Raw genomic sequence first — 1503 nt, forward strand, 5'->3', positions numbered from 1 at the left:
CGTAGGTTTCGGTCATCCCCGCCAGGAAGTCGGCGACGCTGCGCGCCTTGATGCGATCATCGGCCCGATCCAGCCCCTCGCGCCAGCCATCCGGCATGGCGCGCGGATCGGCGAAATAGGCGTCGAACAGATCCTTGACGATCTGCTCGGCATCCGCGCGCACCCTCATAACCTCGGCGTGCCGGTAGAGGTGCTTGTACAGAAAGGCCTTCAGTTCCTTCTCCAGGGCAGCCATTTCGGCCGAGAAAACCACCATCGTCTCGCCAGCTGCCCTCACTGCATCGGCGCTCGGCGGCCTGATGCGATCGAGATTGGCGGTCGTCGACCTGATCACGTCCTCGACCATGGCCGTTATCTGCCGCCGCATCAGTTCGTGGCCGGTGCGCACGGCATCGAGGGAAGGATAGCGTTCGCGCACGCCTTTCAGGATCGTTCCCGGCAGCGAAACCGTCTCCAGCATGTCCAGCGTCAAGAGCCCTGCCCTCAACCCGTCGTCGATGTCATGCGTGTTGTAGGCGATATCGTCGGCGATCGCCGCGCATTGCGCCTCGATGCCGGCGAACCGGTCGAGTTCGAGATCGTGCAGTTGCGAATAATCACGGATCGCCTGTGGCACCGGCCCTTTCAGACCCTTGCCGTTGGCATCCGTCAGCGGCCCATTGTGCTTGACCAGGCCTTCCAGCGTTTCCCAGGTCAGGTTGAGCCCGTCGAACTCGGCGTAGCGCGCCTCCAGCCTTGTCACGATGCGCAGCGATTGTGCGTTGTGGTCGAAGCCGCCCCAGACGGCCATCTTCTCGTTGAGCGCGTCCTCGCCGGTGTGGCCGAAGGGCGTGTGGCCGAAATCATGCACCAGCGCCACCGCCTCGGCCAGATCCTCGTCGCCGCGCAGCGCCCGTGCCAGGGCGCGCGCTATCTGCGCCACTTCGATCGAATGGGTCAGCCGGGTGCGATAGTGGTCGCCTTCATGGGCGATGAAGACCTGCGTCTTGTGCTTCAGCCGCCGGAAGGCCGTCGAATGGATGATGCGGTCACGGTCCCGCTGGAATGGCGTGCGGGTCGGGCTCTCCACCTCGTCGAACAGCCGCCCGCGCGAGTTTGCCGGATCGCAGGCATAGGCGGCGCGTGGCCGATAGCCGAATCCGATGTCGCCCAACTCACTGGTCATGGCTGATGCTGCCGCGTTTGACTTAGCCAGGTTGACTTGGCCCCTCGCGCTTCATACCTATCATGTGAAACCGAAAGCAAGGTGACGCCCATGGGCGCTGATGCCAAGACTGCCATGAAAGTCGATATGACCGAGGCCGCCGCCAAGCGGATCGCCAGGATTGTCTCGAACGAAGCCGGCAAGACGGCGCTGCGCGTTTCGGTCGAAGGCGGCGGCTGCTCGGGCTTTTCCTACAAGTTCGATCTGGTCGATACGCGCAACGACGACGACGTAGCCATCGAGAAGGACGGAGCCACGGTGCTGATCGACGATTTGTCGCTGGTCTATATGGGCGGATC

Annotated in this window: 2 protein-coding genes; one reads left to right on the forward strand and one right to left on the reverse strand. The window is 63.4% G+C overall.

Annotation, left to right across the window (positions count from 1 at the left end; genetic code table 11):
* The coding region (locus ENZ74_RS31510) for a deoxyguanosinetriphosphate triphosphohydrolase (RefSeq protein WP_127313288.1) at window positions 1-1165 on the reverse strand (1165 nt) is incomplete at its 3' end.
* Window positions 1166-1255: 90 nt separating this feature from the next.
* Here ENZ74_RS31510 and ENZ74_RS31515 point away from each other — a divergent pair.
* Window positions 1256-1503, forward strand: a 248-nt coding sequence (locus ENZ74_RS31515; protein ID WP_164761385.1) for an iron-sulfur cluster assembly accessory protein, incomplete at its 3' end; no start/stop codon positions are given.

Source organism: Mesorhizobium sp. M7A.F.Ca.CA.002.15.2.1, assembly GCF_003998715.1.
In the GTDB taxonomy this organism is placed as follows: domain Bacteria; phylum Pseudomonadota; class Alphaproteobacteria; order Rhizobiales; family Rhizobiaceae; genus Mesorhizobium; species Mesorhizobium ciceri.